Origin of the sequence: Parabacteroides sp. TM07-1AC, from assembly GCF_003480915.1 — a bacterium.
Lineage (GTDB): Bacteria > Bacteroidota > Bacteroidia > Bacteroidales > Tannerellaceae > Parabacteroides > Parabacteroides chongii.
On the sequence record NZ_QUKD01000006.1, the window covers coordinates 18,593 to 43,948 of the forward strand.

15 protein-coding genes are annotated in these 25,356 nt (G+C 42.8%); 13 read left to right on the plus strand and 2 right to left on the minus strand.

Going from position 1 to position 25,356, the window contains the following annotated elements; genetic code table 11:
- Positions 1–99: 99 nt before the first annotated feature.
- The 5 genes from DXD68_RS13460 to DXD68_RS13480 all read left to right on the plus strand — a co-directional run bounded on the left by DXD68_RS13460 (position 100) and on the right by DXD68_RS13480 (position 8,076).
- Positions 100–993 carry a DUF6528 family protein gene (locus tag DXD68_RS13460; protein ID WP_122362091.1) on the plus strand — a complete coding sequence of 298 codons (894 nt, stop codon included), beginning with the start codon at positions 100–102 and terminating at the stop codon, positions 991–993.
- A gap of 185 nt (positions 994–1,178) precedes the next feature.
- Positions 1,179–1,727, plus strand: a complete 549-nt coding sequence (locus tag DXD68_RS13465; RefSeq protein WP_122362092.1) for an RNA polymerase sigma-70 factor — start codon at positions 1,179–1,181, stop codon at positions 1,725–1,727.
- An 84-nt stretch (positions 1,728–1,811) separates the two neighbouring features.
- A complete protein-coding gene (locus DXD68_RS13470) occupies positions 1,812–2,753 on the plus strand; it encodes a FecR family protein (protein ID WP_122362245.1) in 942 nt (313 codons plus the stop codon).
- 203 nt (positions 2,754–2,956) lie between these two features.
- Positions 2,957–6,247 (plus strand): TonB-dependent receptor, encoded by a 3,291-nt coding sequence (locus DXD68_RS13475; protein ID WP_158585883.1) that lies wholly within the window; start codon positions 2,957–2,959, stop codon positions 6,245–6,247.
- 26 nt (positions 6,248–6,273) lie between these two features.
- Complete coding sequence (locus tag DXD68_RS13480; RefSeq protein ID WP_122362094.1) at positions 6,274–8,076, plus strand: RagB/SusD family nutrient uptake outer membrane protein; 1,803 nt, start codon at positions 6,274–6,276, stop codon at positions 8,074–8,076.
- A 139-nt stretch (positions 8,077–8,215) separates the two neighbouring features.
- On the opposite strand, the gene nadB is transcribed toward DXD68_RS13480, so the two are convergent.
- Positions 8,216–9,784 carry an L-aspartate oxidase gene (nadB, locus tag DXD68_RS13485; protein WP_075559606.1) on the minus strand — a complete coding sequence of 523 codons (1,569 nt, stop codon included), beginning with the start codon at positions 9,782–9,784 and terminating at the stop codon, positions 8,216–8,218.
- Positions 9,785–9,985: 201 nt separating this feature from the next.
- Between nadB and DXD68_RS13490 the strand changes: the two genes are divergently transcribed.
- Entirely contained in the window at positions 9,986–10,681 is a 696-nt protein-coding gene (locus tag DXD68_RS13490) for a hypothetical protein (protein ID WP_122362095.1), read from the plus strand.
- Positions 10,682–10,777: 96 nt separating this feature from the next.
- Here the strand turns inward: DXD68_RS13490 and DXD68_RS13495 are convergent, their stop codons facing one another.
- Positions 10,778–14,725: a two-component regulator propeller domain-containing protein gene (locus tag DXD68_RS13495; protein ID WP_122362096.1), complete on the minus strand. Its 3,948-nt coding sequence runs from the start codon at positions 14,723–14,725 to the stop codon at positions 10,778–10,780.
- Positions 14,726–15,003: 278 nt separating this feature from the next.
- Here DXD68_RS13495 and DXD68_RS13500 point away from each other — a divergent pair, with 278 nt between their 5' ends.
- The 7 genes from DXD68_RS13500 (at position 15,004) to DXD68_RS13530 (ending at position 25,352) form a co-directional block, all read left to right on the plus strand.
- Positions 15,004–18,018 carry a SusC/RagA family TonB-linked outer membrane protein gene (locus DXD68_RS13500; protein ID WP_122362097.1) on the plus strand — a complete coding sequence of 1,005 codons (3,015 nt, stop codon included), beginning with the start codon at positions 15,004–15,006 and terminating at the stop codon, positions 18,016–18,018.
- 12 nt (positions 18,019–18,030) lie between these two features.
- Complete coding sequence (locus tag DXD68_RS13505) at positions 18,031–19,716, plus strand: RagB/SusD family nutrient uptake outer membrane protein (protein WP_233577146.1); 1,686 nt, start codon at positions 18,031–18,033, stop codon at positions 19,714–19,716.
- Between the two features lie 81 nt (positions 19,717–19,797).
- Positions 19,798–20,487, plus strand: coding sequence for a hypothetical protein (locus tag DXD68_RS13510; RefSeq protein WP_122362098.1), 690 nt, complete (start codon positions 19,798–19,800; stop codon positions 20,485–20,487).
- Positions 20,488–20,522: 35 nt separating this feature from the next.
- Complete coding sequence (locus tag DXD68_RS13515) at positions 20,523–22,802, plus strand: DUF4838 domain-containing protein (RefSeq protein WP_147382996.1); 2,280 nt, start codon at positions 20,523–20,525, stop codon at positions 22,800–22,802.
- A gap of 17 nt (positions 22,803–22,819) precedes the next feature.
- Entirely contained in the window at positions 22,820–24,229 is a 1,410-nt protein-coding gene (locus DXD68_RS13520; RefSeq protein ID WP_122362100.1) for an aryl-sulfate sulfotransferase, read from the plus strand.
- Between the two features lie 309 nt (positions 24,230–24,538).
- A complete protein-coding gene (locus DXD68_RS13525) occupies positions 24,539–24,925 on the plus strand; it encodes a hypothetical protein (RefSeq protein WP_122362101.1) in 387 nt (128 codons plus the stop codon).
- 1 nt (position 24,926) lies between these two features.
- Complete coding sequence (locus DXD68_RS13530) at positions 24,927–25,352, plus strand: PH domain-containing protein (protein WP_122362102.1); 426 nt, start codon at positions 24,927–24,929, stop codon at positions 25,350–25,352.
- Positions 25,353–25,356: the final 4 nt, after the last annotated feature.

Sequence of the window (25,356 nt, forward strand, 5' to 3'; positions counted from 1 at the left end):
AGAAAAAACATCTCTTTTTCATTTAGGGAATGGCGGTTTTGTCTTGTCTATGAGATATGGACATAACTTTTTTAATTCATAAATTTAAGATTATAAGGTATGGAAAGACTGATCTGTTGTTTGACACTTGTATTGTTACTGGTATCATCGGGATGTAAAAGACAGAAAGCAAGAGAAATTATTGTTTGCGGTGAAGAACAGGCATTGATCATCGATGTCGATAAGTCGGAAGGCAGTAACATCGCCGTCACGTGGAGCTGGAAAGCTTCGGAAGATATGGATGCTCAGGTTCCGGCTGAATATAAAGAGTATATGCAATCGCTGGATGAATGTAAGCCGGTGGATAACGGGTCAAAAATTCTGTTGACCTCTTCCAGCGGAGGCGTATTATTACTGGAGAGGGAAAGTAAAAAGATCCTATTCTATGCCCGTGTAATTATGGCGCATTCTGCTGATTTATTACCCGACGGACGGCTTGTCGTAGCTTTATCTACCAGTACGGAAGGGAATTGTCTGAATTTGTACGATATCCGAAAACCGGACCAGGTACTCTTCACTGATAGCCTGTATTCCGGTCACGGTGCCGTATGGGTAGAAGCCAATAAGACTCTGTATGCATTAGGCTTCGATGAACTGCGTGCTTATTCGTTGAAAGACTGGAACACATCTACACCTTCTCTCCAGTTGGAGAAAGTATGGAAAACGCCGGTAAAGAGAGGACACGACCTGATACAGGTTACGGATAATGAACTGATCTTCACCGGACATAATGGCGTTTACTGGTTCGATATGGTAAAAGAATCTTTTACTCCGTTTGAACCGTTATCGGGGCGGAAGAACATCAAGTCGGTCAATTACGACAAAGAAGCAGGCTACATGGTATATACACAGGGAGAAGTTAATTTTTGGACGCATAACATCTACATAGAGAATCCGGAGAAAACCCTGACGATCGAAGACCTCGATCTGTATAAAGCCAGAACATTCAAATAATTTAGAAAAATCTTCCGTATGCAGGCGACCGTCTATCGGCCATATTTCCATGGTTGGCAGACGGTTTCTTTGGAAAGTGATAACCTCGATGGATATATTTTGTAATTTAACTTTGTGTTTATCGAATAAAAATTACTTTTGTTGAATATTGTAAATCAACCCGGAAGAGAGAGAGATCGTATATAATGAGTGCAATCAGCTTTAGTGAAATATATACAAATTACTACAAGCGTTCATTTTTGTTTGTCAAGTCATATATCAGAGACGATATGATGGCTGAAGACATTGTATCCGAATCCCTGATCAAATTTTGGGAAACATCGAAGCAGGAAACCATACAGCATCCCCAGTCATTGCTTTTGACTATTTTGAGAAATAACACACTGAATTATCTTAAACACCGGGAAGTTCGGCAAAAGGCCATCGATACAATGTCGTCCAGGATGGTAAGAGATTTGGATTACCGCATCACCACCCTGGAAGCTTGTGATCCGCAAGAGATTTTTTCCTCTGAAATAACCCGTATTATCCAGGAAACATTGCAATCCTTACCCGAACAGACCCGCCGTGTTTTTGAGATGAGCCGTTATGAATCCCTTTCCGTGAAAGAGATAGCAGAGGAATTGGCTATCTCTCCCAAAAGTATTGAATATCATATAACGAAATCGTTAAAGGCTTTAAGAATTGCTTTAAAAGATTACTTGCCTGTATTTTATTTCCTGTTCGGGGTATAAAAATCGTAGAAAAAGGATTTCTCGTTTTAGGGATTCTTATCGCTGTGTTGTCTATATTAACAAGAAGCCGATAAAAACATGCAGATGGATAAAAGAGTATTACAACGGTATATTGAAGGTAATGTTACGACGGAAGAGATAGAATCTGTTGTCGACTGGCTGGATCAGGATGAGAAGCATGTGAAGGAATTTATGTCTTTGCATAAACTATACGATATTTCCGTCATGAACCAATCGAAACAGTCGCAAAGCCAAAAGAAGATGAGTGTCCCTGTATTCATGAAACGGGTAACGATTGAATTGCTGAAGGTTGCTGCCATTGCTCTTTTACTGATCGGAGGAAGATCGTTGCTGGAGCGGGAGGGAACGGAAGAGGCTCCTCCTCTCTACCAGACTTTGTACGTCCCTTCCGGACAACGTGCCGAATTGACGCTTCCGGACAGTACGAAAGTTTGGCTGAATGCGCAATCCAGATTAGTTTATCCTGTCACTTTTCAGAAAAACAGCCGCCGGGTAGAGCTCGATGGCGAAGCTTACTTTGAAGTCAGGCATGACGAACAGTCTCCTTTCATCGTGAAAACAGAGAAGATGAATATAAAAGTATTGGGTACGGAGTTCAACGTTTCCGCCTATTCCGGTACGCCGGAGTTCGAGGTATCCCTGCTGAAAGGGGTAGTGGAGCTGGGATCGGAGAACTCTTCCGGGACCTACCGGATGAAACCGGGAGAACAGATCCGGTTGGTCTCCGGAAAATATGTATCCGCCAGAATAAAGGACATGGATTATTTCAAATGGAAAGAAGGGCTGCTTTGTTTCACCAACTCGCCGATAGAAGATATCTTCAGTAAGCTATGCCTTTATTACGATGTAAAAATAGAAGTAGCAGAACTACCTTTTCTGAAAGAATCCTATTCGGGTAAGTTCCGTATAAGAGACGGGGTGGAGCATGTGCTGAAGGTATTGCAGTTGGAGCACAGGTTCTCCTATAAAGTAGACAGTGAATTAAATCTGATAACCATTAAATAGAAAGCCTATGGATAAAAGATGAAGAAGGGCATAAAAAACCGGATTATGTTGAGGCCATAATCCGGCCAAATGTTAGCCACAAATTAATTAGCGAATTAAAATCAAGTACCAACATTTTAGATCATTACAAATTTATGAAAAAAAAATGTACAAGGACATGTTATGTCCTGTTATTAAGTGAATTTAAACACATTTATAGAGTTATGAAGTTAACCTTTGTTTTTGTACTACTTTGTATATCAACGGTTCTTGCCACCAATGCCAACTCGCAGAATACGCGTGTCCACATTGATGCAAGGGACATACAGGTACGGGATGTTATTAAACAAATAGAGGAGCAGACCGATTATCTTTTTGTTTATAACTATCAGAAGGTGGATTTGAGCCGGCAAATCTCTTTAAAAGTATCTGACACGCCTGTGTCTGAAGTCTTACGCAGGATATTTGAAAATTCAGATATCGTTTATGCGATGGAAGGACATAATATCATGCTGATGAAGCGGGAATCACTTCCTCAACAATCGAAAAAACGGATTCGGGGAACTGTGGAGGATCAGAACGGAGAACCGGTGATCGGTGCCAACATAATAGAAAAAGGAACCGGCAATGGTACGGTGACCGACGTGAACGGTGCCTTTTCGCTGGAAGTGGCGATCGATGCAACCCTACAAATCTCTTATATCGGATATAACGAACAGGAGGTGAAAGTGGCCGGAAAAGATCAGATATCTGTTCTGCTCAGGGAAGACATGCAGGCATTGGACGAAGTAGTTGTGGTGGGTTACGGAACCCAGCGGAAAGGAAATATGACCGGAGCGATCTCGAACATTAAATCTGCAGAACTGACTGTCTCTCCGATAGCCAGCACCTCTAATGCACTGGCTGGGCGACTTCCCGGATTGGTTGCCGTACAGTCCAGCGGGCAACCCGGAGCCGATGCGGCTGCCCTGAAAATACGCGGGTTTGGAGATGCATTGGTCATTGTAGACGGTATAGAGTCCGACTTCAATAATATAGATGCCAACCAGATCGAATCGATTTCCATCCTGAAAGACGGTTCCGCTTCCATCTACGGAGCAAGAGCTGGTAACGGCGTTATTTTGGTAACAACCAAGCGGGGTATCGATTCGAAGCCGATGTTCACATTGAATGCTTCGGGAACCTTCCAGGGAGTCACCAAGATCCTGAAACCGTTGTCCAGTGGTCAATATGTGGAAATAAAACGTGAATCGCATTTCAATGGCGGCGGTACGGAAGAGAATGCTCCTTACACCAAAGAGGCGATGGAGGAGTATTATAAAGGGACGAACCCGCTTTATCCGAACACTGACTGGTACGATGTGCTGATGCGAAACTGGTCGCCGCAGCAACAATACAATCTTTCCGTCAGAGGAGGTTCCGATAAAATCAAATATTATGGATTTCTCGGTTTCATGGACCAGCAAACGATGATAAAGAAAAACGGCGGTAATTATCGTCGTTATAATCTCCAGTCGAATATCGATGCGAAGATCAATAACAGTCTGTCATTCCAGTTGGATGTAGTCGGTATTTTTGAAGACCAAAATACACCAGCCCGTGATATGGGAGTCGGTGGATATATGTGGGAAGATTACTGGTCTACCCTGCCTATCTATCACTCCAGTTTCCCTGACCCGACAAAAATACCGTTTGCCCATGGAGGCGGAATGGGAGGGTTGCACATTACTTCCAACAGCGAACTGTCCGGTTATTATCAAGGCCGTAACCAAAAGTTCCAGGCAACAGGTTCATTGAATTATAAAGTATTGCAGGTTGAGGGCTTGTCGGCTAAATTCATGATGAACTATGTGATGGACTACAAGTTCGGCAAGAACTTTACCAAGCCGGTCGACCTCTATACCTGGGATCCGCAGAGCGATACCTATACATTGGCTGGAGCTTTCGGCGATGTTTCCCGGTTGACCCATACCGTTTCGAAAAGCCATACGCTGACACTTCAGGGAATGGTCAATTACGATCGCATATTTAATGAGAAACATCACCTGACGGCAGCGGGTATTTTCGAATGTATCGATTACCGGACCGACAATCTGTCGGCAGGAAGGACCAATTTCCTTTCGACGGAGATCGATTACCTGTTCGGGGGAAGCACAATCGGTATGTATAATGACGGCGATGCTTATGAAATGGGACGTATGAGTTTTGTAGGAAGGTTCAACTATGCCTATGACCGGAGATATCTGATCGAAACGATCATCCGTGCGGATGCTTCGGCTAAGTTCGCTTCGGCACATAGATGGGGCTATTTTCCGAGTGTCTCTTTAGGTTGGGTCATGTCCCAGGAACGTTTCATGAAAAATATAAAAGCGTTGGACAACCTGAAGCTGAGAGCCAGCTACGGCCGTTCAGGTAATGACGCTGTCGGCAGCTTCCAATATCTGACCGGTTATAATTTCAATAAATTATATATGTATGGGAATAATATAATCAAGGGACTTACCTCTACCGGACTTGCCAATCCTTTCCTGACCTGGGAAACGATGGATATATATAATGTAGGGATCGACTTCTCTTTTTTCAACCGGGCGTTGTACGGTGTTGCCGAAGTTTTCTACCGGAACAGGAAAGATATCCCGGCTAAACGGCAATCGTCGTTACCTTCCTCTTTCGGGGCTGTCCTTCCGGAAGAAAACCTCAACAGTATCAATAACAGAGGGTTTGAATGGATGCTGGGTACATCGGGGAATGTAAAGGACCTTATCTATGACATCAGTGCCAACATCTCCTGGTCGAGGGCTAAATACGGGCATTATGAAGAACCCGAGTACACAGATCCGGACCAGATCCGTATTGAAAAAAGATCCGGCCAGTGGGTAGACCGGGTGTTCGGTTATCGGTCGAACGGATTGTTCACCAGCCAGGCGGAGATCGATGCACTCGATTTCGATCAGGACGGCAGCGGTAACAAGAATCTCCGACCCGGTGATGTCCGCCTGGTAGATACCAACGGCGATAAGGTACTCGACTGGCGCGACCAGGTGGAGATCGGAAAAGGAAGTATACCTAACTGGATGTTCGGTGCGAACTTCAACTTGAAGTATAAAGGTTTCGACTTGTCCCTTTTGTTCCAGGGCGCATTCGATTATTATTCGAATTTGTCTCTCGATGTCACCCGCGAAACATTCGACAAAAGATGGACGGAAGAGAACAACGATCCCTATGCCATTATCCCGCGTGTCGGCAGTATCGCTCCGACAGCCAATTACGGCTCCGATTATTTCTATAAAAGAGCCCGTTATATCCGTCTGAAAACGGCTTCACTGGGATACAATTTGCCTAAAAGCTTGATAACGGCCATGAATATCGAAATGGTTAGGGTGTACTTGTCCGGAACGAATGTCTTTACGTTAAGTAATCTGGGCAAATACGGTATAGACCCTGAAGCTCCGAATATCGGTCACTATTATCCGCAACAAAGAACGATCAGTCTGGGATTAAATGTAACATTTTAGTACTAATCACGTAAACGAATACGAAAATGAAAAAGACAATTCTATTTGCAATTATATCAGCCTTTATTCTCACATCCTGTGATATTCTAGATAAAAAGCCGTTGGGATATATTTCAGATTCGGATGTGTGGGCTGACCCGAACCTAATGGACAGCTATCTGGCCGAATTATATGCTCAGACACCGGTATTCACCAATGATGCGACGAGCACCGAGTGGGATAAATACAGTGCCATCCAGGTCGGAATGTTTTATGTAAACGAGCTTTCCGATGAATGTACCTATAACTGGGGACTTCAAAACCGGGGCGATATCATCCGGTATAAAGGAGGTAACTGGACGATAAGGGGCGGATTGCTGGAGTATTGGGAGTTACCTTACAAGACGATCAGGAATATTAATATTTTCCTTGATAAGATGCAAACGGCAAATGCTACTGAAGAGTATATCAGAATCCGTTCTGCCGAGGCCCGTTTCCTGAGAGCTTTCAATTACTTTGCCATGGTGAAACGATACGGAGGTGTCCCGTTGATCTCTAAAGTACAGGAGTTGAACGATCCGAAAGAAGAGTTGTATCCTAAACGAAATTCGGAACAGGAGATTTATGATTTTATCCTGTCAGAAATGGATGAGATTGTCAAGGATTTGCCGGAAACGGTCGATGCTGCCAATTTGGGACGTGTCAGCAGATATGCCGCCTATGCGCTCAAATCGAGGGCTGCTTTATATGCCGGCAGTATTGCCCGTTACGGCAATGTTCAACTGGACGGCTTGCTGGGGATACCGGGCAATATGGCTGATTCGTATTTCCAAAAGTCGTATGATGCCTCTAAAGCAATCATAAATTCCGGTCGTTATGCTTTATATGATAAAGATACGGATAAGACGGAGAACTTTAAGAATATCTTTTTAGTAAAAGATAATCCGGAAGTAATCCTAGCCCGGAAATACAACGGTGTTTCTGACGGCGGTATTGCCTGGAAATATGATTTTGCCCAATCTCCCAAGCCTCAGGCCTGGAATGCGGGGAATAAAAATGCCCCTTACCTGGAAATGATCGAATCATTTGAAAAGATAGATGGAACTCCGGGTATCATTGACAGACAGGAGTTAACCTTTGGTCTTTATTCGATAGATGAACTTTGGGGAAAACGTGATCCCCGGTTTCATGCTACTTTCTATACCGAAGGGACACCCTGGAAGGGGGGCACGATCACTTTTTATAACGGGTTGATAAAAGAAAACGGGGAAATTCAGTCCGAAGGTTCTTACAATGGTATACTGGTACAGGGTGAGCAAAGTGTAGACGGACGTTTCGGAACAGGTTTCGGAGTGATGAAATACCTGGATCCAGATGCTAATAATATGGAAGGTATAGAAAACTCGAAAACTGATTATTTGGTGTTTCGTTATGGAGAGATCTTCCTGAATCTGGCTGAATCTGCTTTTGAATTAGGGAAACCGGGTGAAGCACTTGAAGCGGTCAATACCATCCGTAACAGGTCCGGAATGCCGTCTAAAGCAAGTATAGATATGGAGGCAATCCGGGCTGAAAGAAAAGTTGAGCTGGCTTTCGAAGGGCATCGGTATTGGGATTTGCGCAGATGGAGAATAGCGGAAGAGGTGCTGACAGGAGGAAGAACCGGTATCCGTTATTATTTGGATTATGCAACGAGAAAGTATAAAATAGGGTTAATAGAAAATGTGGAGATATCTTTCGGGGATGGAGGTACATTGCCGCTGTTCAGATCGCATTATTACTATTTCCCGATCACGACAACCCGGACCGGAGCGAATCCGAACCTGGTTGAAAATCCGGGATATAATTGATAGAAAACAGTCTGATAGAGTCTGTATAGAAGACTGCAGATGAAACAGAATACACAGAGAAATGCAGATAAAATTAAATGGTCTGCAAACTCTGTGTATTTTGTGATTATAGCATGTATAAGTGAAAATTCTGTTGGTTTTATTTCTTTACCGGCGGATAATCCAGCGTATAATGTAATCCCCGGCTTTCCTTTCGTTCGATAGCCTGTCGCATGATCAGGTAACCCACATTGATCATATTACGCAGTTCACAAATATCTTTGGAGGCTACCGACCGTTTGAAGAGGCTTTCTGTTTCTTCGTAAATGATATCCAGGCGGTCCCAGGCACGTTTCAGGCGCAGGTCGGAACGGACGATACCGACATACGTACTCATAATCTGCCCTACTTCTTTGACACTCTGGGTGATCAATACCATTTCTTCCAGGGAAGTGGTACCTTCGTCATTCCATTCCGGGATATTCTCCTGGTATTTCAACGAATCGATAATGCTCAGGCTATGCTTGGCGGCAGCATCGGCATAAACAACCGCTTCGATCAGCGAGTTGGATGCCAGGCGGTTTCCACCATGCAGGCCGGTACATGAACACTCGCCGACGGCATATAGGCGGTCGATAGACGAACGTGCATCCAGGTCGACCTGGATACCTCCGCAAAGATAATGGGCGGCAGGTGCTACCGGGATATAATCTTTAGTAATATCGATTCCCAGGCTCAGACATTTCTCGTAAATGTTCGGGAAATGTTTCTTTGTTTCTTCCGGATCTTTGTGAGTGACATCCAGGTAAACATGATCATCGCCCCGGGTATCCATTTCGTTCTTAATGGCACGTGCCACGATATCACGCGGAGCCAGTGAGAGACGTTTGTCGTATTTCTGCATGAATTCTTTGCCGTCTTTTGTACGGAGCACGCCGCCATAACCGCGCATGGCCTCTGTGATCAGGAAAGAGGGACGGTCGCCCGGATGGAACAAGGCGGTCGGGTGGAATTGTACAAATTCCATATCTTTTACAGTCCCTTTGGCACGGTAAACCATAGCAATACCGTCGCCGGTAGCCACCAACGGGTTGGTAGTTGTCTGATAGACGGCGCCGACACCTCCTGTTGCGATAAGGGTTACTTTCGACAGGAAAGTATCGATCCTTCCGTCCGGATCCATGATATAGGCACCATAACATTCTATATCCGGTGTCTGACGGGTGACGGTAACACCCAGGTGGTGTTGTGTCAGTATTTCAATGGCGAAATGATTTTCAAATACAGTGATATTGGGATGTTTCTGGATGGCTTGAATCAAGCTGTCCTGTATTTCTGCACCTGTGTTGTCTTTATGGTGTAGGATACGGAACTCGGAGTGGCCGCCTTCACGATGCAGATCGAAGTTCCCTTTTTCATCTTTATCAAAATCAACCCCCCAACTGATCAGTTCTTTGATTTGCTGAGGAGCGTTACGCACGACCTTTTCAACTGCGCCGCGGTCGCTGAGCCAGTCGCCGGCAATCATTGTATCTTCAATATGCTTGTCGAAATTGTCAACAATCAGGTTGGTAACCGAGGCGATACCGCCCTGTGCGAAATAGGTGTTGGCTTCTTCCAGATTAGTTTTGCATACAAGGGCTACTTTCCCTTTATTGGCTACTTTAAGAGCGAAACTCATTCCTGCAATACCGGAACCTATCACTAAGAAATCGAATCTTTGTACCATAAGACATTACTGTTTAGAGTGCCAAAGTTAGGAATTAACTTTTATGGTTGTACCATTCCCGGCAGCCTTTCGGTTAAAAACTCCCGAAATACTTATTCTTTTATTATTTTTAAAAGAAAAGCCATAAACATTCGAAGGCTTCCCCTGTTTTAACTACGCATTGGATATCCGGCTTATTATTAATACTTAAACGTTATAAAAATGAAATCTAAAGTTTTACTGTTAGCTTTAGCCTCCATGTTGGCAGGCGGGGCGATGGCACAAGATTGTACCTTCTTTTTTCCTACGACAAAAGGTACTAAACTGGTAAAAAAGAGTTATGATGGCAAAGGCAACCTGTCAGGAGTGATGACTTATGTTGTGGATGAGGTAGAAAACAAACAAGGCGGGCTGGAAGTCGAAGCCGATTACGTATTCACAAACAATAGCGGTACGGTTGTCGACAAAGGTGAGTTGGAGGCTTTTTGCCAGGATGGTGAATTTTTTATGGATATGAAGGAGGTCCTTACAAATCCGTCTTTTGTCTCTACAACGAATACCGCAGTGGCAGCTACCGATGCCGTGATCAATTATCCGAGTGTATCGAAAGGAGCTTCTTCGGATGATGTATATTTCGATGATGCAGTGATCAACATTTATTCAAAGAAGAATCGGAAAGACAGAAAGAACGTTTCTATTTACGATCGTGAATATGTGAAGACAGAAGAGATTACTACTCCGGCAGGTACATTCGATTGTACGAAAGTAAAATTTAAAATCAAATCACGTTCTCTGAAAGAAACGATCGAAGGTTACGGCTATGAATGGTATGCGCCTAATATCGGGGTCGTTCGTACAGAACAATACAATAATAACAATGTATTGCAGTCATATTCTGTCCTTGAAGAAGTGAAATAAGATATATTCCTTTTTGGAATTGTTTGACCGGTTTAAGTGGATGCGCTGTCGCTGAAAGGAGTGACAGCGCATTTTCTATGTGGGTATTTGTTGTTTTTACCATAGATCTTGTTGGACTATGTTATTTTTTCTATTCTCTTCTTTAAACTGGCTGGGAGTTACCCCTTTTATCTGTTTGAAAATAGTACTGAAATACCGTTGATAGGTAAAACCTACTTCAAACGATATCTCGGAAATACTCAGATCGGAGTGAATTAGCAAAGACGATGCCTTTTCTATTCGTAGCTGGTTGATGTAATCATTTACTCCCATATCCGTAAGAACTTTTACTTTGTTATATAATGAAGCGCGACTCATAGCCATATTCGCTATCAAGAATTTTACATCCAGATCGGGATTTGAAAGATTGTTATTGATTAAGTTATTTAATTTGACCATGAAAGTTTCATCTGCATTGCTGATGGTCGAATCTTGGGGTAGGATGGTAGTTGTTTTTTCTTTGTATTTCTGTTTGATAGCTTCTCTGCCTTTGAGTAAATTAACAATGAGGGTAAGCAGGAAGTCCAGTTCGAATGGCTTTGACAGATAAAAATCAGCTCCTAGTTTATAACCGGTAGAGGTACTGTCCTGATCACATTTGGCTGTAAGCAGGATAATAGGGATATGGCTGATTTCGACATTACTTTTGATGTTTTTACAGAGTTGATAACCATCCATACGCGGCATCATTACGTCACTTACGATGATATCCGGCTGTTTGAATTTTGTGATCTCCAATGCTATTACACCATCTTCGGCTGTATAAATATGCTTGAACAGGTTTTTGAAAGAATCTTTGAGGAAAGAACGAAGCTCTTGCTTATCTTCGACGATCAGTATGGAATAATTTGAACAAGATATATCGACGGACGATATATCTACCGGTATAGATATATTCTCACTGTTATTTTTATTCATTATATCCTCAGGTAAAGATGTATCTGTTAAAACCGGCAGCTCATAATAGAATGTAGCCCCTTTGTCAGTATTATTGTAAGCACTGATATTTCCTCCGTGCATTTCTATTAGTATCTTCGCGTAGGAAAGGCCGATACCACTACCGCTTTTATTATGTTCTCCCTGGTAGAAGCGGCTGAATAGTTTATTGGAATCGACATTCTGCAAACCGATGCCCTGATCTTTGACGGATATTCTGACAACGTTGTTTATCAATCGGGTAGATATTATTATCTCTGTTTGGGTATCACTGAATTTTAAGGCATTCATAAGCAGGTTGGAAAGGATGATCTGGCATTTCCATTCGTCGAACCAAATATATTCGATCGCATTGTCCAGTTGATATTGCAGGTCGATCTTCTTTTCTTCACATTCGTTCCTGAAATCTTCGCAGACCGAACGTACCCATTCATTCAGAAGATGAGGCAGCTTTTGCAGGGGTTCTTCTCCTGTTTTGATCCGGTTCAAGTCGAGTACCATATTGATGATATTCTTCATTTGGCGGGTCTGTTTGTATATGTTGTTTAACTGTTCCCTGATCAACTCCGGTTTTAATTTGTCATTACTCTTGTCGATAAGCCGCTTCAAAGGAGCATAGATCAAGGTTAACGGAGTCCTTAGTTCATGGCTGATATTAACCAGGAAACGTATTTTTTCCTCATTGACTGTTTGCTCATGCTCCTTCATTTCCCATTTCAGTTTGTTTTCTTTTTTCCTGATGATCAAATGGACAGTGGCGGACAGCAAAGAGAAAAACAAAAGGATCATACTGAAAATAAACCAGTTGCTTTTATACCAGGGAGGAGTTATATGTAGTGTTGCCACTTTTACCGGCTGGCTCCAGATACCGCTTTTCGTATTGCATGATACCAGAACGGAGTAACTGCCTGGGTTCAGTGCTGGTAATTCCAGTTTATGGTTGTACGATTCGATATACTGGTTATTAAGCCCGGCTATGCTGTACCGGAACAGTGCTTTACGGAATACGTCTTTCTCGTTCAGATTGATGGTGATGGATAAGGAAGTATAGTCCCAGGGAATATATATCTTCTTTTCTTTTTCATCGAACTGGTTCATATATGAACGGCCGTTAAAGATGATATCTGTCAGTTCTATCTGAGGCTGGAACTTATCACTGTAGGAAATATTCTTGTCTATTTTCACTAGTCCGTTCGTCCCGGCCAAATAGATATTATTTGTTTTTGAAGGTTTTTGGTACATGAACAATATTTCGTTGGGAGAGAAACCGTCCGATTCACTCCAGACAACGAATCTGTTCTCATTTATCACATAAGAGAAAAGCATATTTTGAGCACATATCCAAAGTCTCCCCTGATTGTCGAGGAACAGCTGCGTTATATTGTTGAACAGTTTGGTTTCCACTCTATGCAAAACCTTTTCTTTTTTATTGTAATAACTGAGTCCTTGGTCGCTCCCTATCCAGAAAGTCCCTTTTTGGTCATACGAAAGTGAATGGATTGTTTCGGAAGGGTCTACGCTGAATATGATCCGTATGCTGTCATTTTCCTGCAGGGCTTCCAGTACATAATGTTCTTTGATCAAATAAGCCAGAGAGTCGTCCGCGTAAACCAGGTTAAGAGCTCCTTGGTTTATCCTTTTCTCATCCATCTTTAACTGAGAGAACTGTTTTGTTTCCGGGTTGTATATACGTGCATTTTGTGATAGTATATAGATCTTATTTGGCGAGATCTGATGGGTGAGTGCCATATATCCGGAATAACATTCTTCCAGATTGGTCTCTCTGTCGATGATCGTAAAAGGCTTGTATTCTCCAGTTTTCTTGTCGAATCGGAAGACTTCTTTGCTGTACAAGGAAACCAACAATTCAGAGGAAGACAAAGAGGTTATCGAGGCCACTTTGTCTCCATAGGTGGAAGGATAATGTTTAAACTGTCCGGTGAAAGGATTGTACTGGTTTATGCCTCCGCCGTCGGTGCCGATCCATAAAATGCTGTCCTCATCTTCATGCAGACTGATAATAGCTTTTTCACTCAATCCGTTTGTATTGTTTAGCGCTACATCTTTATATGTTTTTATATATGTCTCTTTTATTCCGAAGATACCACCTCTGACACTGCCTGCCCACAGGTTGTTTTCGCTGTCTTTGTAAAGGACCGTGATCGAATTGACCGGTAATGAACCGGCATCTCCCGGTATGTGTTTGATACAACTGATCTCCTGGGTCTCCGGATTAAGGATATTGATACCTCCGCCGTCGGTGCCCAACCAGATATTCCCTTCTTTTTCCAGAATACAAAGGATAATGTTATTACTTAACCGGGAGTTCTGAGTGGTATAATGGGCGATCTGTTTTCCGTTGAGGCTGAAGCAGAACAACCCCTGATTGTAAGTAGACAAATAAATGTATCCGTCTGATCCCATATAAACGTCCAGCATGGCTGTATAGTCGGCATAAGGGAGTTTCTCAATCTTGTCGGTCTGCAGGTCATAAGTAAACAGGCCGTAGTTTTTAGTCGCAACAAGAACCGTATGGTCACTCAGGGATAGTAATTTGATGATTTCGTAATAGGATTGATGGTCCGGCTGGAAATCGACCTTTCCGATCTGTTTGCTATTCTGGTCATATTTGTAGATCGCGTTTGTTGTCCCTATGAGAAGCTGGTCCGGGACATTCAGATAACAAAACGCTTTTTCTTTTATAAGCAGATCGAAAGAATTGTTCTCTGGATTATAAAGTGCGACGCCGTTATTCGTCGATACCCATATATGACCATCCTGGTCTTCTGCGATGAAATTGATAAAATTACCCGGTAAAGAGCGTGGATTCTCTTTGTCGTTAAAATAATTTTTTAGTTCATATTGGTCGAAACAATTCAGCCCGGCTTTGGTTCCGATCCACAACATGCCTTTCCGATCGCATAGGATACTGTTGATACTGGACTGTGATAGCCCGTTCTCTATAGCGATCTGTTTAAAATAGTAATTCGTGTTGTTGCACCAACCCCTATTGATATATCCGCATATAGAGAATAAACAAAATATAAGTGTAATAAAATGTTTACTCATCGTCTCCTATTTAATGCAAAGATATATTTTAATATTAATTTTCAAATAAGTTTCTCCTATATAAATATCCGGAAATATTTTGTGTAAACCCTTATTATTAGGCTTCGTCTGTGGAAATAGACAATAGAGGATTAGATTTAGACAGGATTTGATGTCTTTTTGTACAAGACCCGATACTTTTGCCGGTGTGTAGATTATATACATAAAATAATTAAATTTTACAATCTTAGATCTGTGTAGGAAATGTTCCTTGGTATAAATCTTAAATTGAAATTCTTATGAGGAAAATTGTTATTCTGTATTTACTATGTTTAGTTTGGTGTGCCGGTTTTGCACAGCAAAAGATAAACGGAGTCGTCTTCGAGGCTGAAACAATGGAGCCATTGATCGGGGCGGCAGTAATGGTAAAAGGTACAACGACCGGACAAACGACCGATTTGGACGGTAAGTTTTCTATTATGGCTTCTGTGGGTGAAACTCTCTCCATTTCTTATTTGGGAATGGTGACGCAGGACATACCGGTAAAAAGCGGTATGTCGGATCTGACCGTTAAATTGGTGAAAGATGCCATGAATATCGATGAAGTGGTAGTCGTAGGATATGGTGTCACCCGTAAACGTGACTTGGCAGGTGCTATTACTTCATTAAAGACAGATGAGATAAAAGCGGGTGTTGTGACCAGTACAGCCCAATTATTAAAAGGACGTGCGGCCGGTGTCCAGGTAAAACAAAACTCGACCGAGCCGGGCGGAGGTATTTCTATCCGTGTCAGGGGAGCCTCGTCCATTAGTTCGAATAACGAACCGCTGTATGTTATCGACGGTTTCCAGACAGAGATCGGAAACCAGATTAACCCCGAAGATATCCAGTCTATCGAGATCCTGAAAGATGCCGCTGCTACAGCCATCTATGGTGCACGCGGTGCCAACGGTGTTGTACTTATTACGACCAAGAAAGGAACGAAGGGAGCATTCAATGTGACTTACTCGTATAATGCCTCTGTAAAGAACCTGCAGAATCCCTGGAAGCTGATGGATGCGCAGGATGTGATGGGATATAACATGAAAGTGTGGGAAGACAACGGCAGTACCGGCAACCCTCCTTATACACAGGAAGAACTGCAATATAAGGGAGCAGGAACTGACTGGATCGACGCAACTACAAGAACGGCTATGACACAGACCCATCAGTTCTCTATTACCGGAGGTAGCGACAAGATGACCATGTCTATTTCGGGTAATTATCTGGATGACCTGGGAGTATTGCAAAATACGAATTTCAATCGTTTCAGCGGCCGTATGAATATGGATTATAAATTGAATGACAGAGTCCGTTTCGGTTCGAATCTTTATATGGCCCGCTCCAATAAGAATTTCCTGAATATGGGAACCAATACAACGACCGATAACGTTATTTATAACATCTTTATGATGTCTCCCCTGACAACTGTTACCGGTGACGACGTATTTGGGAAAAAAGGGAAAAAACCAGGTATTTTCAGTGAGTTGAACGATGTGGACTTTGAAGATATCACCAACAATATGTACATAACTCTTTATGGTGAGGCTGATATTCTGAAATCATTGACGGCACGTGTTCAATATACATATAGCAATGACAATGAAAAATATCAGAAGTATTATCCGAAAAGTACTAACGTTGGTAAAGCCAATGACGGTTTGGCTACTATCTGGAATTATAAGAATGACAAGCAGCAGATGGACGCTGTTTTGACCTGGCACCAGTTATTCACGGAAAAACATGATGTGAAAGTAGTTGCCGGTACGACATATACCAAACATATTTACGAACAGAATGGAATGCAGGGATTCGGTTTCTCTACGGACGAATTCTCTTTCAATAATATGGGAGCAGCCCAGACAGTACAATGGATCAACTCTTCCAGATCGGATAATACAACAACATCTTTCTTCGCAAGGGCAGAATATGTATTGAATCAGAAATATATTGTCAATGCTTCTGTTCGTGCAGACGGTGCTTCAAACTTCGGACCGGGTAATAAATGGGGATATTTCCCTTCTGCTTCTGTTGCATGGCAGTTGGGTGACGAACCTTTTATGAACTTCATCAAACCGTTGTTCTATGATTTTAAACTGAGAGCCAGCTATGGTGTTACCGGTAATGACGGGATCGGTAATTACCTTTCACAGCGTAAATTTGCCATGACAGACGTGTATTTGGGAGGCGGATCAATTGTGAAAGGTATGTATCCTTCCAACCCGGAGAATAAAGATCTGAAATGGGAATCGACATCGCAACTTGACTTGGGTATTGACTTCTCTTTATTGGATAAACGTATTGAGGTGAATTTCGACTATTACGATAAGCGTACAAAAGACCTGTTGAATCCGATTTCCGTATCCAGTTCTACGGGTGGTTTCCAGACTATGACTGGTAATAATGGTAAGATACAGAACAGAGGATTTGAATTGTTTATCAAGTCTAACAATATCGTAAATAATAACTTTAGCTGGAATACGACATTCAATATTTCACGGAATAAGAATAAAGTATTGGAACTGAATCAGGGAGAAGCTCGTTTCGAGTCGGTAAGTCCGCAGGGATGGTATAACTGGGAAGAATATGCCATGTTGAAGGAAGGTTATCCGTTAAGTTCACTTTACGGTTATGTATTTGACGGTATTATCCAGACAGGCGAGACATATGCCGCACAACCCGGATCTGTTCCCGGCGACCCGAAGTTTAAAGACCTGGACGGTGACGGACAGATTACGATCGACGACCGTGAAGTGATTGGTGACGGTAATCCCGATGTTATTTTAGGTTTGGGTAATAACTTTAAAATCCGTGATTTTGACTTCTCGTTCTTCTTTGATGCTTCTGTCGGGAACGACCTGTTGAACTTGTCACGAGTTGTCCTGGAAGATAATGATCGGTTGATCGATTCGAAAGACAGATGGACACAGAATAATCCTTCAAATGAGATACCACGTAACGGATACAAGAAAAACTCTGGTGTTAAATACGGTTCTTATATTAATTCTCGTTTTGTAGAAAACGCCAGTTACCTGCGTTTGCAGAATGTCGAGGTCGGTTATTCTCTGCCTTTGAAGAAATGGGGCGATATGTATAAATACGTGAAGAATCTGCGTGTATTTGTCGGAGCACAAAACCTGTTCACAATAACCGGTTATACAGGCTTTAACCCGGAAGTAAGTACGAATGGCGGTAAGGCTGTTTCACAGGGGCTCGATTTTAGTTCTTATCCTGCTTACAGGACGTTTAACTTTGGTGCAAAAATAATTTTTTAAATGAATACGGTTATGAATAACATATTGAAAAAAGGATTGGTATATACTGCAGCATTTCTTTCGGCAGGCATCATGACTTCCTGTGAAAGCACGTTGGAAGAGGTCGTTTATTCGGAACTGACGTCGGAGAATGCTTTTAAAACGAAAGACGATGCAACGGCTGCTGTTAACTCGATGTATGAACCTCTCCACGGAGTATCCAACAGGGCGATTTTCTATCTGAATGACATGACGACAGATGCCTGTTTTATGAAAGAAATGGACTGTGAATTGTTGAATGAACTGAAAATGAGTACGAATCAGGATGTTGCATCTTCCTGGAACGGTTATTATAAGATTGTTAGCCGTGCTAATATCGCACTCGATAAGATCCCTGAGATTCCTGATGCTGAATTTGGGGATGATGAGGCCGCCGCTGCACAATTGAAGAACAGATTATTGGCAGAAGCTTATTTCATGCGCGGCTTTGCCTATTATCAACTGACAGATTTGTATTATACTGTTCCGCTGATTATTAGCAGTGACGTGGCCGTAGATGCTATTCTGCCTCCGGCTTCGATAGAAGAGATAGAAACACAGATCGATAAAGACCTGAATGCTGCAAAGGCTGCATTACCCCAGAGTTACAGTGATAAGCTGGATGCCGGAAGAGCCACTTACGGAGCTGCGGCAGGTTTCTTATGCCGTCTGCATATGCGGGCAGCCGGTCGTGCCCGTTTATCCGGCGGTGACGATGCTTCCGAATGGAGAAAAGCACTTGAATATGCGAATGAAGTACTGGCTTTGAACGGAAGTGTTTATTCACTTCAGGCCAAAGTATGGGATGTGTTCAACCCGGAAACAGATGCTACTTTGTATAATAATGAACTGATTTTTACCGTACGTTCCAGTCAGGATATACCTTCCGGTAGTTCCGACATCGGTATGAACTTTACTCCGTGGGATTACGATATGGGATGGAACCTGTTCAGCGTTCCTTTGGAACTGACCTGGAAGTTCGATAAGGCAGATGAACGTTATTCTGAATTACTGGTGACTCAGTTCAGGAATGTATATGATAACGATGCAACTCCGAAGCCCAGATATTATCAGATCCCAGAATCGATAGAAAAGGTAGGTACAGTATATGCAGACTCAGAAACGCAGACAATTAACGAGCTGGGTGCTTCCTATACTAAAAAGTATAAATATCTTCGCCCGGGTACCTATAATTATAATACCAAGAATAATATGCCGATGCTTCGTCTTGCCGATATTATTCTGTGTAAAGCGGAGATCCTGAACGAACTGAACGGTCCGACACAAGAAGCTGTCGACCTGATTAACCAGATCAGAAGCCGTGCATTCCAGGATGACGCCCATAATTTGTCGCTGGCTTCTTATTCTTCGAAAGAGGCATTACGCGATGCGATTTGTGATGAACGTCTGTTGGAACTGAACAATGAAGGCGTACGCCGTCCCGACCTGATCCGTATGGGATTATGGAAAGACCGCCTGAATAAATATATAGCAGCCATAAAGTTGAAATCCGAATGGCGGCAGAAGAATTCGAAAGATCCGAACGCTGATTATACCTCTGAATGGAAAGTATACCCGCAGGATTTGACGGATAACGATATCAGGCGCTATTTCCCGGTTCCTAAAAGGGAGTTGGACCTGAATCCGGACCTAGCTAATTGCAGAAGTTTTTCTAAATGATAATTGATATACGGATAGGCGCCTGTTTTTGCGGGTAGCCTATCTGTCAGTTTAATACCATAACGATAAAACAGACCGAATATGAAGAAGGATATATGCCTACTTATTTGTTTGATGTTCATTGTATGTACAATGAACGTATATGCACAATCTCCTAAGAAAAAAGTCTGGAACTTTAAAGATTTGGAGGGATGGGTTTATGCACACCAGGACGATAACCCAGACGAGCAGTGCCTATTGGAGAAGGGGAAACTGCGTATCTTCACGAGAGCCGGTTCGTGGGATAGGAAAAAGGTACGTACGGCAGATAAAATATATACAACCGGACGTTATACCTGGAAAACGTATATTCCGCAAATGGGTAAAGGAGACCAGGCTAGTGTCGGCTCCTGGATCTATTGTGATGATCACCATGAAATAGATTTTGAAGTAGGATACGGAAAACAGGAAGTCCGGGATGAATTGGGGGCTGGTCCGGATGAAATGATCGCTTACATGACCACGCAGGACCATCCGTTCAAATCTGTTCCCGTGAAGATAAAAACAGGGTGGCATATTTTTGAAATCGATCTTACCTTGGTAGACGGCAACTATAAGGTGGACTGGCTGATAGATAAAAAGATTGTCAGTACGGTACAACAAACCTTCGGTAAAGAGTATGCTTTTTATATTTTTTGTAGTGTAGAGAATTTGAAATTCATAGGAGACCATCAGCCGACACAGGACAACTACGGTCTTTTTGATTATGTGAAATACCGCTATCATGAATGATTGCGTATCCATCCGTCTAATATAAATATAATCCCGTGAGAAATATAGTAACTATCTTGATTGTCATTCTTTATACTATGGGGCTGGGTGCCTGTAGTCATGATCTGGAGTTGATAAGTGCCGGAAAGAGTGATTATGTGATTGTGATTCCCCAGTCTCCGACAATGACAGAGCAGAGGGCGGCAAAGGAACTGAACGAATACCTGGATAAAATGGCAGGTGTCATGCTGCCGGTCGTGGAAGACAATGCGGCTCCTGCAGAGTGTGAGATTTCGATCGGAAATACCAACAGGATCATTCCGTTAGCTATTTCGTCGGATAAATTGGAGCAGGATGGTTTTTATATTAAAACGAATGGGCGTAAACTCTATATAATGGGTGGGAACAGCTACGGTACCCTTTACGGTGTTTATGAATTGTTGGAGAAATATCTGGGATGCAGAAAATATACGCCGACAGTGGAAGTCGTTCCACAACGTACTACTGTTACGCTACCAGTAGATATAGACGATTGGCAGGTTCCGGCCATTACCTCCAGGAATATGTTGTATGTCTGTGCCAACGACAATGCTTTTTTTGATTGGCTGCGTTTGACACAAACCCCTACCAGTTGGGTCGATAGGGGCAAATGGGGGCTTTGGGTACATACATTCGGTACGTTGGTTCCACCGGAAAAGTATTTTAACCGTCATCCTGAATATTTTGCGATGAATGAAAAGGGAGAGCGGGTCCCTTCACAGCTTTGCCTGAGCAATCCGGAGTTACTCGATGTTCTTTGTAAAGAACTGGATTTCTGCATGTCTGAAAAACCGGAAGCCTTGTATTGGTCAGTGAGCCAGAATGACAATTACAATTACTGTAAATGCGATGCTTGCCAAAAGGCCTATGAAGAGGAGGAAAGTCCTTCCGGTTTACTGATTCGGTTCATCAATAAAGTGGCGGGACGTTATCCGGATAAGATAATCTCGACTTTGGCATATCAGTTTACCCGCAAGGCGCCTAAACTGGCAAAACCGGCAGCTAATGTGAATATTATGTTTTGTAATATCGAATGTAACCGCAGCAAGCCTATACCGCAGGACACATTGAGTGCCGGTTTCAGGAAAGACATGGACGACTGGGCGAAGATTTCCCGGAATATCCTGCTATGGGATTATATTGTTCAATTCAGTAATTTATACACTCCTTTTCCTAATTTCAGAACGTTGCAGCCTAATATGCAATATTTCGCGGGCAACCATGTGACCTCCGTTTTCTCGCAGGGAAATCCGGAACCGGCGGGAGAGATGTGTTACCTGCGGGCGTATGTCGCTGCTAAACTGTTGTGGAACCCGGACTGTGATCTGGATGCCGTGATAGACGACTTCCTCACCGGGTATTACGGCAAAGCCGGTCAATATATCAAAGAGTATATGACCCTGTTGCACGATAATCTGGAGAAAAGCGGAGAAGAATTGAGTATTTTCGGAAATGCCCTGACACCCATCAACGGTTATTTGTCTCCGGAAAATCTGGATGCTTATAACAAGTGTTTTGACAGGGCGGAAGCTGCAGTTTCAGGGGATAAAGAATTGACTGCCCGTGTGCAGTTTGCCCGTCTGCCTGTTATTTTTACCGAGTTGGAACAAGCAAACCTGATGCCTGTCGGCAAACATGGATTCCTTGTAGAGGGAGAAGACGGAAGCTTGTCTGTAAACGGAGAGTTCCTTCATAAATTGGATCATTTTATCGTTTGCTGTAAAGAGAACCACACGCGCCGTCTGTGTGAATGGATGACGCCTGTCGATGAATATAAAGAGGAAATGACGGATATTCCCCAACAATATCTGAAATTTTTGGCGAAAGGAAACAAGGCGCTGGGTAAACCGGTAACAGTAAACCTGCCGCTTACCCAATACCGTGCGAAGGGAGCCCTTTCACTGACGGACGGCATGCTGGGGGGGCGGAATTACGATGAGAACTGGCTGGGTTTTAAACATGATGATTTTGAAATAACGGTCGATCTGGAAAAGAACGAAACCGTTTCGGAAGTAGACGCCCGTTTCATTCAATCTATTCTTGACCGCCTGTTTCTTCCGGAAGGCATGGAGGTATCTGTTTCTTCCGACAACCGGACGTATAAGCCGGTCGGACGGACGGAGAATGATATGGACCGGAAGAAGAATTATAAAACAAAAGTGTTCGGGGTAAGGTTTGCACCTTGTGAGGCCCGTTATATAAAAGTTAAGGTTAAAGTAGTGCCGGTCTGTCCTATGTGGCATCGGGATGCCAAAAGCGATGTATGGACCATGCTGGATGAAATAGCCATTCGTTAATCAATAAATTTAATAGTATGAATTTTACGAAGTATTTGTGTATGATGTTATTGCTCGCTTTCGTAGCGTGTAGTGATGAACCGGAAGGAGAAGTGGCTCCGACAGAATTGATCCGGTCGATACAGGTTTCTCCTCAATCGGATAATGTATTGAGGATGGATGTCAATATAGAATTTAAACAGGGAGTAAACTATCAGATCGAATATTGGAAGAACGACGACGAAACATCGAAAAAGACGACCGTTTTGGCAGAGTCTGACGGTTCTGCAACTTCGACATTGGTCTTGCTGGAGCCGGAAACTCAATATACATTTAAGGTACAGGCCTCTACAGGCAGTGCGTCGACTGTTTCCGACGAGTATAAATTTACGACAGCCTCGTTGCCTGCAGGTGTCCCCGTCTATTCGATGCCGATTAATAAATTGGAAGAAAGCCTTCCCGGATATATTCTGTTGATGAAGACAGACCGGCCCGGGTATATTACGATGGTCGATACTGAAGGGAATGTGGTATGGTATCAGAATATGGAGAAAGCTGTACGTGTGGCGAATTTCGATGAAAAGACAAATACGATCTGTTGCATCATCGGGGCTTATGCCGAAAAGGATTATACTGGGAATGAGATGGTCGTCATGGATCTGACGGGCAAGAAATTACTGGATAAGGTATTCGATAAGTTCTATGCCCACCATGATATTCGCCGCATGCCGGACGGAAACCTGATATTGGTCAATTATACACCTAAGACATTCGACCTTACCGAGCGTGGAGGAAGTAAGGAGGAAACTGTATGGGGAGACGGTTATACCATCTTTGATATGGAAGGTAACAAGCTGGAGGAATGGGATTGTTTCGGCGAGTTGCACCCGGCAGACGATCCTAATATTATGGAGATGGTGCCGGTCACCAGCGTATTGGAAAATCCGATCTGGTATAAAGACGACTGGTTGCATGCCAATTCCGTTAACTTTGACTCGGAAGGGAATATTTATATGTCTTTCAACTGGAGAAGCGAGTTGTGGAAGATAGAAAGATCGACAGGAAAGGTCTTGTACCGGGTGGGTAAAGACGGGAATGTGGATATGCCTGAAATGGGATATGCCAATGGCATGCACTGTGTGGAACCTTTGAAACCGGACGAGGTGCTGGTTTTTGATAATGGCATCAGCGCACATCTTTCCCGTGCATTGATCTATGCTGTCGATGAAAAATCCCGGAAAGCAGATGTTACTATGGAAGTGACCTTGCCGGAATACAGTTCCCCGTATATGAGCAATGTCCAGATATTGAACGAAAACTTACTGATGTTCGGCTCGACACAAACGAGCACTGTGGTCTTTACGGATAAAAAAGGAACGGTGTTACGTACGATTTTAGGCTTACATCAGTCTTACAGATCTGTTTATATTCCAAAGATAGAATATTAAAGTTATTATCATTGATTAATATGAACTATAATACTATTATAGAGCAATTTGTCTTTACAGCTGTACTTTAAAAAGCGGTAGTCTTTTCTTGACAGCGCATTTTCTCGTTTTAAACGGACCTAAAATTCGTTTAAAACGAGTCTCCAGTTCGTTTAAAACGAGAAAAATCTTGTTTAAAACGAAATTTGCCTCGTTTAAAACGAGTTTTACGGGTTCTTCGGGATTGTAGAGAATATATATCCCAATAAGCTTTTAAATGTGGGTAGAATTTTGTAATATTGCTTATTACTAACTTTAATAGGTAAGGTTATGGAAAAGCAGACGTTTAGAAAGAGAATAGTGACTCCAAAACATGTCGCGATAGCGGTTAGTATGCTTATCCTTTTTGGATTACTGTATTTGAATGAGATATGGCAGCCGGCTGCTTATATTCTGATCCTTGTTCTTATTGTGCCTGCATTATATCCTTATAAGATAGATAAAGGCTATCTGACACAAGGTAATTTTGTGGCGATCCCGATAAAAGATATGGAAAAGCTTTTTGTCAAGCAGTCGGGTAGTGTAGTGATCTATTATGCGAAGCCTTATAAAGACAAGGAGTATACCAACACGGTCCACCCGGTCGATACCGAAGGTTTTGTGGCCGCTTTACAACAAGTAAATGAAGAAATGACTATCTTGCGCGAAAATTCGTGAAATGGATAGAGTCTTTAAATCTAAGATCGGGTGGTGGTACCACCTGATGATCATTGTGTTGGCAGTTTTGTGCGTCGTATCCCTGCTGCATCAGAATGTGGCGGCAATTGTTACTACATTGGTTGCCAGTGCATTGACCTTGCATGTGTTTTTCAATACGTACTATGTGGTTACGGCAGACGGTATGTTGTTGCTCCGTTGTGGTTTCTTTCCTAAAAAGGAAATCGCCATTGCCGATATAGAGGCGCTACAACCGTCTATTCTCCCTGTTTTTAGCTATTCTTTATCCCTGGATCGGATTGTGATCTGGAAAGAAGGCAAAATGTGGATGCTGATATCCCCGCAGAATGAAAAAGAATTTGTAAAGCTGCTGAAGAAATTCAATCCGGATATTGAGATCAGGCGCAATGAAGGAATCCAAATATAAAACT

Excerpts from the sequence above, each read along its gene's own strand:
- DXD68_RS13460 (WP_122362091.1), top strand. The coding sequence starts at position 100 with ATGGAAAGACTGATCTGTTGTTTGACACTTGTATTGTTACTGGTATCA.
- DXD68_RS13465 (WP_122362092.1), top strand. The coding sequence starts at position 1,179 with ATGAGTGCAATCAGCTTTAGTGAAATATATACAAATTACTACAAGCGT.
- DXD68_RS13470 (WP_122362245.1), top strand. The coding sequence starts at position 1,812 with ATGGATAAAAGAGTATTACAACGGTATATTGAAGGTAATGTTACGACG.
- DXD68_RS13475 (WP_158585883.1), top strand. The coding sequence starts at position 2,957 with ATGAAGTTAACCTTTGTTTTTGTACTACTTTGTATATCAACGGTTCTT.
- DXD68_RS13480 (WP_122362094.1), top strand. The coding sequence starts at position 6,274 with ATGAAAAAGACAATTCTATTTGCAATTATATCAGCCTTTATTCTCACA.
- nadB (WP_075559606.1), bottom strand. The coding sequence starts at position 9,784 with ATGGTACAAAGATTCGATTTCTTAGTGATAGGTTCCGGTATTGCAGGA.
- DXD68_RS13490 (WP_122362095.1), top strand. The coding sequence starts at position 9,986 with ATGAAATCTAAAGTTTTACTGTTAGCTTTAGCCTCCATGTTGGCAGGC.
- DXD68_RS13495 (WP_122362096.1), bottom strand. The coding sequence starts at position 14,725 with ATGAGTAAACATTTTATTACACTTATATTTTGTTTATTCTCTATATGC.
- DXD68_RS13500 (WP_122362097.1), top strand. The coding sequence starts at position 15,004 with ATGAGGAAAATTGTTATTCTGTATTTACTATGTTTAGTTTGGTGTGCC.
- DXD68_RS13505 (WP_233577146.1), top strand. The coding sequence starts at position 18,031 with ATGAATAACATATTGAAAAAAGGATTGGTATATACTGCAGCATTTCTT.
- DXD68_RS13510 (WP_122362098.1), top strand. The coding sequence starts at position 19,798 with ATGAAGAAGGATATATGCCTACTTATTTGTTTGATGTTCATTGTATGT.
- DXD68_RS13520 (WP_122362100.1), top strand. The coding sequence starts at position 22,820 with ATGAATTTTACGAAGTATTTGTGTATGATGTTATTGCTCGCTTTCGTA.
- DXD68_RS13525 (WP_122362101.1), top strand. The coding sequence starts at position 24,539 with ATGGAAAAGCAGACGTTTAGAAAGAGAATAGTGACTCCAAAACATGTC.
- DXD68_RS13530 (WP_122362102.1), top strand. The coding sequence starts at position 24,927 with ATGGATAGAGTCTTTAAATCTAAGATCGGGTGGTGGTACCACCTGATG.